Origin of the sequence: Achromobacter sp., assembly GCF_050285585.1 — a bacterium.
Taxonomy (GTDB): Bacteria; Pseudomonadota; Gammaproteobacteria; order Burkholderiales; family Burkholderiaceae_B; genus Achromobacter.
Genome location: NZ_JBLZXF010000033.1, coordinates 39213 through 47173 on the forward strand (window position 1 = coordinate 39213; position 7961 = coordinate 47173).

The window sequence follows — 7961 nt, forward strand, 5'->3', positions numbered from 1 at the left end:
GTCAAACCTTCGAATATTCGGTCGAGTGAAAGTCCCGGTCAGGAAACGCTGCGGGCCGCGGTCGCCGCCGGGGCGGACTTGGCGCCCACCCAGCGCAGCAGCGCCCAGACGATCACCCAATAAGCCACCCACAGCAGCACCGAGATCAGGGCGGGCAAGGCGCGGTAGCCGGCGAAGTCGGCCAGCACCTTGCCAAAGCCGGTGCTGTCGCTCAACAGCCACGAGCTGTCCCAGACCGGGTCGATGATGGTGGGCAGGACGTCCAGCGAAATCAGGTGGTCCAGGCCGCCCACCAGCAGCGAGCCGGCGAGCAGCAGGAGCAGGATTTCGGTCACGCGGAAAAAGCGGCGCCAGGTGATCAGCTTGCCGCCCAGCTGGAGCAGCCAGAAGGTCAGCAGCGCCACGGCGAAGCCCGCGACCCCGGCCAACGCCAGCATCAGCATGCCGCCGCCGTCGGCGCCCGCGGACACGGTGCCGTACAGGAACACCACGGTTTCGCTGCCTTCGCGGGCCACGGCGATGGCCACGAGCACGAACAGGCCCCACCAGTTGTCATTGGCGACCGACGTGCGCGCGCCGCTTTCGAGCTCGCCCTTCAGCGTGCGGCCATGCTTCTTCATCCACACGACCATCTGCACGACGAGCGCGCATGCCGCCAGCGACATGACGGCCTGGAACCACTCCTGGCCTTCGTCGCTGAGCCAGGACGATACGCCCAGCAGCACCAGCGCCAGCGCCACCGCCAGCGCCAGGCCCGCGGCGACGCCGCCCCACAGGTAGTTCAGCCCGCGCTTGCCCTCGGGCGTGGAGCGCAGCCAGGTATACAGGATGCCCACCACCAACATGGCTTCGACGCTTTCACGCCAGACTATGAAAAGGACCTGTTCCATGTATCGGTACCGCGTTATTCCTTGGGCTTGACGACCAAGGTGCCTTTCACGCTCTGGTGAAAGTCGTCAAAGAAGGGATATTCGCCCGGTCGGGAAATGGTGATCACGACGAAGGACTTCACCCCCGGTCCCAGGACTTTTTCCTTGCGCAGCGGAATGCTCTCGAATTCCACCGGCTCGTTGCTCTCGTTGATGAGCTCGATCTTGAAACGGCCCGCCGGCACTTCCAGCGTGGCGGGCTCGAACGTGCCGTCGGGCTTGAATTTCAGGGTAAAGGTGGGCAGCTCGGCCGCCTGCGCGGGCGCCGTGCCGGCCAGGCCGGCCAGGCCGATCAGCAATGCGGCGGCAAGGCGAAGCAGGCGGCGGCTCACGATCAGTAACCGCCCTTCTTGCCGGTGCCGGCAAAGACGAATTCATATTCCAGGTCGAACGGCTCGAACCACGGGCCCACCCCGGTTTCCTTGTCGACGTGACGGCCGAAATGGCTCATCTTGTCGGCGGTCGGCGGCAGGATCGAGTACTTCAGTTTGTACTTGCCCGGACCTTCCAGCTTGACGTTCTCGCCGTAGTGCGGGCCGTCATTGGCGACCATGGGCATGAAGGTGCCCTTTTGCACGTTCTGGCTGCCGACCTTCTGGATTTCGTACTTGACGACCAGGTAGGGCACCCATTCGCCTTCGGGGAAGCCCGTCTTGTTGCCGGCCGTCGCGTGGATGTCGGCCTCCAGGTGCACATCCGAATCCTTGGCGGGACGCATCATCCCGGGCGGGTCCATCTCGATCGGCTGCAGGTACACCGCGCCGATTTCCATGCCGCCCTTTTCCACCGGCTTGCCGATGGGGTATTCGGCCGCGTGGGCAGCGGAAACGCTCAGAGCGACAATGGCCAGGGCCAAGGCTTTCTTGATCATGTGCATAATCCTTGAGACACGAATGGAACGACGGCTCTTAAAATACAAACAAGAACCGTTTTCATTAATGTAACCAAAACAACTGACAGATCCCTGAACCTGGAGCCCCGAAATCTCTCGGATCATTGCGTTTGGTCAAGCGGCGAAAAGCCCTCCGGGCGCCGGTCCGGGCCCAGGTCTAGCTAGAGCAGCCTGCCGCTCTCGGGGCTGAAGTCCACGGCCTTCAGGTCCACCCAGAACGTGTTGGACGTAAGGGCCGACTCGAGGCAATACAGCCCGCGCGAGTGATCGACGACGGTGCCAGCGGGTGGAGGAAAAGTTCGGCTGCCCCGGCGTGCCGATGCCACCGGGCACCGAAACGTTGCGGGTCACGCTGAAGACGCTGGCCAGCGCCTTGTCGGGATCCGGGTCCTTGGACATGCAGCGTGGTCGGCCGGTCTCGCCCCGCACGTGGTCGCCGACGATGCGGTAGGGCTCCTTCTCCAAGGCGGCCACGGCCTCCTCGGTCGTTCTTCCCGTCCATCGGCCGCGCCGTCACCACCTGACTGTTGGCGCCGGGAAATACCGCGCGCGTGCGGGCCAAAAGAGGGAAAGACCCGTCCCGTTTCACGCCACGCGCCTGGAATGATGAAAAACACCCCAAAAACCGGACCGCCGCCCGGCTTTTGGGGTGCTGTTCGGAATCGGGGCCGCGCCTGGCACGGCCCCGGCAACGCGCTTACTTGCGCCCGGAGCCCGGCGTGCCGCCGGGCGTGAACGGGAAGGTGGAGAACATCGCGCGAGTCTGGTCTTGCATCTGGTCCTGCATCTGCACGAACAGGTTCTTGCTCTGGTCGATGTAGTTGTTCATCATGTTCTGCAGCATAGGCGTCTGCACGTTCATGAACTGCGCCCAGGCCTCGGGGCCGAACTGGCTTCCGTACAGGCCCTTGGACTGCTCGGCCATGCGCTGCTGGATTTCCATGAAGGCCTGGATGTTCTTTTCCAGGTACGAGCCCATGATGCCCTGCATGGCATGGCCGTAGAAACGGATGATCTGCGACAGCATGTTCGAGGAGAACATGGGCATGCCGCCGCTTTCCTCTTCCAGAATGATCTGCAGCAGGATGCTGCGGGTCAGGTCCTCGCCGCTCTTGGCGTCGACGACCTGGAATTCCTCGTTCGCCAGGACCAGTTGCTTGACATCTGCGAGAGTGATGTAGGTGCTGGTCCGGGTGTCGTACAGGCGACGGTTGGGGTACTTTTTAATCAGGCGCAGGCTGGCGCCGGTTTGTGCTTGCGTCATGGTTGTCCCCGGATCGGGCGATCTCTAAGGCTTCGGATAGGGTTAGTGTAATCCGGAGGGCCCTCTCCCCGAGGCCCTCCGGCGCCAATGGGCCGCCCACGGGGCGGCCCGCGATGCGTCAGCCCATGTGCAGGCCGCCGTTGAGCGAGAAGTCCGCGCCCGTAGAAAAGCCAGACTCATCCGAGGCCAGCCACGACGTGATGGACGCAATTTCCTCCGGCGTGCCAAGGCGGCGCACCGGAATGGTGGCGACGATCTTTTCCAGCACGTCGGGGCGGATGGCCCGGACCATGTCCGTGCCGATGTAGCCGGGCGACACCGTGTTGACGGTAACGCCCTTGCTCGCCACTTCCTGCGCCAGCGCCATCGTGAAGCCATGGATGCCGGCCTTCGCCGTGGAATAGTTCGTCTGGCCGAACTGCCCCTTCTGCCCGTTCACCGAGCTGATATTGACGATGCGGCCCCACTGCCGCTCGACCATGTCGTCGATCACCTGCTTGGTCACGTTGAAGAGGCTGTTCAGATTGGTGTCGATGACCGCCCGCCAATCGTCGGCGCTCATTTTTCGGAACAGGCCGTCGCGGGTGATGCCCGCGTTGTTGACCAGCACGTCGACCGGGCCCAGGTCTCTCTTGACCCGCTCGAATGCCTCTACCGTGGAGTCCCAATCGGACACGTTGCCCACGGACGCGTAGAACGTATAGCCCTGCGCTGCCTGTTCATCCAGCCATTGCTGGTAATTGCGGCTGGGGCCGCAGCCTGCCACCACGCGAAAGCCATCTTTGGCCAGGCGCTGGCAAATTGAGGTGCCGATACCGCCCATCCCGCCTGTAACGTAAGCCAGTTTTCCGCTCATTGGATTTCCTCCTGTGTGCGACGGACGCCTCTTTGGTTAACTTACTGTCCTGGGCCACCGCAACCGCGGTTTCAGGCCGCCCGGACTTTCACATATCTGCCAGGCGCCGGCTCTATCGGCCTGTGTCTGGCATTGCCCAACTTCGTACGCGCCTTGACCTGCTTGCCGGAATGGCCGGCCAGCCAGGCGGCCCAGTCCGGCCACCAGCTGCCGGGTTTCTCGGCCGCCTGGGCGAACCAGGCGTTCGGATCGCCGGGCAGATGATGGCCCGACTGCTCCAGTTCGTCCGCCACCCAATAGCTGCGGCGCTTCTTCGCCGGGGGATTCACCACGCCCGCGATATGCCCCGACGCCCCGAGCACGAAGCGCTGCGGACCGCGCAGCACCTGCGTGGAAGCATAGGCCGACACCCAGGGCACGATGTGATCCTCGCGCGAGCCGAAGAGGTAGGCCGGCATCTCCAGGCGCGTCAGGTCCAGCGGCATGCCCGCGGCTTGCGCCCGGCCGGGAACTTTCAGATTGTTTTCCAGATAGGTATTGCGGAAGTACCAGGAAAAGAAAGGACCGGGCAGATTGGTGCTGTCGCCGTTCCAGAACAGCAGGTCGAATGCGGGCGGCTTCTGGCCCTTGAGGTAATTGCCGACAACGTAGTTCCAGACCAGCTCGTTGGGCCGCAGGAACGAGAACGTGGTGGCAAGCTCGCGGCCCGGCATCAGCCCGCCCTTGCCCAGCTGGTGGTCGCGCAGCAGCGCATGCGCCTCGTCCACGAAGACGTTCAGCACGCCGGTGTCGTGGAAATCCAGCAGCGAAGTCAGCAGGGTCAGCGAGGCCACGGGACGTTCGCCCCGCGCCTCGGCCAGCGCCAGCGCGGACGCCAGCATCGTGCCGCCCACGCAGAATCCCAGCGCGTTGACCTGCGGCTGCCGGGTGATGTCGCTGGCCACACGCAAGGCCTGCAACACCGCGTTGTCGAGATAATCGGACCAGGTGGCGCGGTCCACGCCATCGGTATCGCCGGCGACGGGGTTGCGCCACGAGATCAGGAACACCGTGAAACCCTGCTCCACCGCATGCCGCACGAACGAGTTCTCGGGCTGCAGGTCCAGGATGTAGAACTTGTTGATGTTCGGCGGCACGATGACGATGGGACGCTCGTGCACGGTCGCGGTGGACGGCGCGTACTGGATCAGCTGGAACAGCGCGTTCTCGTACACGACTTCGCCGGGCGTGATCGCCACGTTGCGGCCGATCTCGAACTGGGTTTCGTCCGTTTGCGTGATGCGCCCTTTCTTGACATCGCCAAGCAGGTTCGCAAGGCCCTCGTTCAGCGCGCGGCCCGCGCTTTCCACGATGGACTGCTGGGCATCCGGATTCAGCGCGAGGAAATTGGACGGAGACAGCGCGTCGACCCATTGCATGATCGAAAAGCGCAGGCGGTCGCGCATCGGTTCGCTGACTTGCGCGGCGTCCACCATGCGCGACATCGCGCGGGCGGACAGCAGATAGGCATGCGCCAGCAGCAGGTGCGAATGATTGGCGGCCCAGGCTGCGCCGGCAAAACGGCGGTCCGGCGGCGGCACGAGCGCGCCGCGGCGGGCGTCATCGCAAAGGCGTTGCCATTCGCGAGAGAACTCGGCCTGTATGTCGGCCAGGACTTCCGGTGCCACGCTCACCGGAATGGGCCCTGCGGAGAGATTGGCATTCACTTCGACACCTTGTTATCGAAACTACGCGATTGATGTTGCATTCCGTGTCCAGGCCTGTCAATGCGGGTATTCAAGGAGACCTGCCCGGGCCAGCCGCGCGCGCAAACACCGCGCTTGCGCTGGATCAAACAGTCCCGAGCCAGGCAAGCAAGGCCATGCGTCCGGTTTCTCCGTCGCGCCGGTACGAAAAGAACCGGTCCGCCTCCGTCACGGTGCACATCCTGCTCAAGGACACCTCTTGTACACCGGCTCGGCGCAGACGGAAATCGGCCAATCCGGCGAGATCGGCCAGCCATTTCCCCGGTTTCCCGGGCCGTTCCACGAAATACCGGCGGGCGGCGGCGTCGTGCGCTTCGAAGGCGTCCAGCACGTCCTGCCCCACCTCGAACGCCTCGGGCCCGATGCCCGGCCCCACCCACGCGCGCCAGCCCGCGGCCTGCGGGGCCTTGGCCCGCATGGCCGCCAGCGTATGCTCGAGCACGCCGCCGGACAGGCCGCGCCAGCCGGCATGCGCCGCGCCCAGCACCGTGCCCGCAGCGTCGGCAATCACCACCGGCAGGCAGTCGGCCACCATGACGGCCAGGACGCGGCCGGGATGCGAGGTGACGCTGGCGTCGGCCGCCGGCTCGTCCGGCAGGCCGGCTTGATCGGCGTCCACGACCTCGCTGCCATGCACCTGGCGCAGCCACAAGGGCTCGGCGGGCACGGCGGCGCGCACGCGGCGCCGGTTTTCGGCGACGGTGTCCGGATCGTCCCCCGCGCGGCGGCCCAGGTTCAGGGTGTCGTGCGGCGCGATGCCCACGCCGCCCGCGCGGGTCGTGCAGAAGTAATTCACGCCGGTCCATTGCGGGCCGGTCACCACCGGCAGGCCTGCCGCTACGCGTTCCATGCGATGCTTTCCTGTACCTGGGTCATGTCGGCGGGCGGGGCCGCGGTGAATTCGACCTCGCCTCGGCCGCCCGGATCGTCGAAATGCAGGGCCCGCGCATGCAGCATCTGCCGCCGCGCGCCCGCGATGTTCTTGCCGCCGTAAAGCGTGTCGGCCAGCAGCGGATGCCCCAGGCTGGCCAGGTGCACGCGGATCTGGTGGGTACGGCCCGTTTCCAGGCGGCACACCACTTCCGTGACGCGGCCTCCCGGTTCCACCTGCCCGCGGCGGGCGGGCGCATAATGGGTGACGGCGGGCTTGGGCGCCACCGGGCGCTCCACGCTCATGCGCACCGGCACGCGGGAATCTCGGCCGATCGGGCGGTCGACCCTGCCGGCCGCCGCCAGCCAGCCATGCGCCAGCGCCACGTATTCGCGGCCCATGCTGCGCGCCTGCAATTGCCGCACCAGATGGGTCTGGGCGGTCTCGTTGCGCGCCACGACCATCAGGCCGGACGTGTCCTTGTCCAGCCGGTGCACGATGCCGGCGCGCGCCACCTGGGCCAATTCGGGATAGCGGTGCAGCAGGCCGTTGAGTAACGTGCCGCTCCAGTTGCCCGCTCCGGGATGCGTGACCAGCCCCGCCGGTTTGTTCACCACGATCCAGTCGGGGCTTTCGTCCACCACCCCGAACGCTACGGGTTCGGGCGCGAACGCCAGTGTTTCGGGCGCGGGCTGCGGCCAGACGGCGATTTCATCGCCCGGGCCGACGGTCTGGCGGACCTTGCCGGGCGCGCCGTTCACATGGACATTGCCGGCCTCGATCCAGCCTTGCAGCCGGCTGCGGGAATGGTCGGGCAGCAACCCCGCCAGCACCTTGTCCAGCCGGTCGGCACGCGTGCTGTCAGGCACGGTTACAAGTTGCGGCTCCCCTCTGGGATTTTCATCGGGAAGACCCAGGAATTCATCGTCGGAAACGAGATCTGCGCCGGCGGCTGTATCAGACATGGAGACAAATCATATAATCAGCCTGCCATGCTAACACCAAGGATACGATTCTCGTGATTCACCACCCCGCAGCTCCCTCGAACCCCGCCTCCCGCAGCGGGCCGATCTTGCGCGTGGTCATCGCGCTGGTTGCCGTCGTCGCGATCGCCGGTTGCGGCTCGTCCAACACCAAGTACGACAAGACCACGAACTGGAGCGCCGAACAGCTCTACGCCGATGCCAAGGCGGAAATGTCCTCGGGCGGCTGGAAAGAAGCGCGCGAACGCCTGACGGCGATCGAAAGCCGCTATCCTTTCGGCGTGTATGCGCAGCAGGCCCTGCTCGAATTGGCCTATGTCAACTGGAAGGACGGCGAAAACGAACAGGCCCTGGCCGCCATCGACCGCTTCCAGCAGCTCTACCCCAACCATCCCGGCACCGACTACGCGCTGTACCTGAA

The 7961-nt window shown here is 65.3% G+C and carries 9 protein-coding genes and 1 pseudogene; 1 reads left to right on the top strand and 9 read right to left on the bottom strand.

Annotation, left to right across the window (positions count from 1 at the left end; all coding sequences use genetic code 11):
- Positions 1 to 38 precede the first annotated feature (38 nt).
- From ACN6PJ_RS26385 to ACN6PJ_RS26425, 9 genes and pseudogenes are all read right to left on the bottom strand, one after another.
- The gene (locus tag ACN6PJ_RS26385) at positions 39 to 890 is read right to left on the bottom strand and encodes an FTR1 family iron permease (protein ID WP_427998741.1); all 852 of its coding nucleotides are present in this window, start codon (positions 888 to 890) and stop codon (positions 39 to 41) included.
- 14 nt (positions 891 to 904) lie between these two features.
- Positions 905 to 1264: a cupredoxin domain-containing protein gene (locus ACN6PJ_RS26390; RefSeq protein WP_427998747.1), complete on the bottom strand. Its 360-nt coding sequence runs from the start codon at positions 1262 to 1264 to the stop codon at positions 905 to 907.
- Complete coding sequence (locus ACN6PJ_RS26395) at positions 1264 to 1800, bottom strand: iron transporter (RefSeq protein ID WP_427998742.1); 537 nt, start codon at positions 1798 to 1800, stop codon at positions 1264 to 1266. The genes ACN6PJ_RS26390 and ACN6PJ_RS26395 overlap by 1 nt, the downstream gene beginning before the upstream one ends.
- A gap of 185 nt (positions 1801 to 1985) precedes the next feature.
- A pseudogene (locus ACN6PJ_RS26400) lies at positions 1986 to 2214 on the bottom strand (linear amide C-N hydrolase); the annotation flags it as partial.
- Positions 2215 to 2518: 304 nt separating this feature from the next.
- A complete protein-coding gene (gene phaR, locus ACN6PJ_RS26405) occupies positions 2519 to 3085 on the bottom strand; it encodes a polyhydroxyalkanoate synthesis repressor PhaR (RefSeq protein WP_043542940.1) in 567 nt (188 codons plus the stop codon).
- 118 nt (positions 3086 to 3203) lie between these two features.
- Positions 3204 to 3941, bottom strand: a complete 738-nt coding sequence (gene phbB, locus ACN6PJ_RS26410) for an acetoacetyl-CoA reductase (protein WP_102774514.1) — start codon at positions 3939 to 3941, stop codon at positions 3204 to 3206.
- Positions 3942 to 4012: 71 nt separating this feature from the next.
- A complete protein-coding gene (locus tag ACN6PJ_RS26415) occupies positions 4013 to 5647 on the bottom strand; it encodes a PHA/PHB synthase family protein (RefSeq protein ID WP_427998743.1) in 1635 nt (544 codons plus the stop codon).
- 124 nt (positions 5648 to 5771) lie between these two features.
- A complete protein-coding gene (pgeF, locus tag ACN6PJ_RS26420) occupies positions 5772 to 6536 on the bottom strand; it encodes a peptidoglycan editing factor PgeF (RefSeq protein WP_427998744.1) in 765 nt (254 codons plus the stop codon).
- The gene (locus ACN6PJ_RS26425) at positions 6524 to 7522 is read right to left on the bottom strand and encodes an RluA family pseudouridine synthase (protein WP_427998745.1); all 999 of its coding nucleotides are present in this window, start codon (positions 7520 to 7522) and stop codon (positions 6524 to 6526) included. Before ACN6PJ_RS26425 ends, pgeF begins: the two co-directional genes overlap by 13 nt.
- A gap of 107 nt (positions 7523 to 7629) precedes the next feature.
- Here ACN6PJ_RS26425 and bamD point away from each other — a divergent pair.
- The coding region (bamD, locus tag ACN6PJ_RS26430; RefSeq protein WP_427998748.1) for an outer membrane protein assembly factor BamD at positions 7630 to 7961 on the top strand (332 nt) is incomplete at its 3' end.

What these genes read in the sequence shown, in the direction of transcription:
- ACN6PJ_RS26385 (WP_427998741.1), bottom strand. Translation starts at nt 890, where the DNA reads ATGGAACAGGTCCTTTTCATAGTCTGGCGTGAAAGCGTCGAAGCCATG.
- ACN6PJ_RS26395 (WP_427998742.1), bottom strand. Translation starts at nt 1,800, where the DNA reads ATGATCAAGAAAGCCTTGGCCCTGGCCATTGTCGCTCTGAGCGTTTCC.
- phaR (WP_043542940.1), bottom strand. Translation starts at nt 3,085, where the DNA reads ATGACGCAAGCACAAACCGGCGCCAGCCTGCGCCTGATTAAAAAGTAC.
- phbB (WP_102774514.1), bottom strand. Translation starts at nt 3,941, where the DNA reads ATGAGCGGAAAACTGGCTTACGTTACAGGCGGGATGGGCGGTATCGGC.
- pgeF (WP_427998744.1), bottom strand. Translation starts at nt 6,536, where the DNA reads ATGGAACGCGTAGCGGCAGGCCTGCCGGTGGTGACCGGCCCGCAATGG.
- ACN6PJ_RS26425 (WP_427998745.1), bottom strand. Translation starts at nt 7,522, where the DNA reads ATGTCTGATACAGCCGCCGGCGCAGATCTCGTTTCCGACGATGAATTC.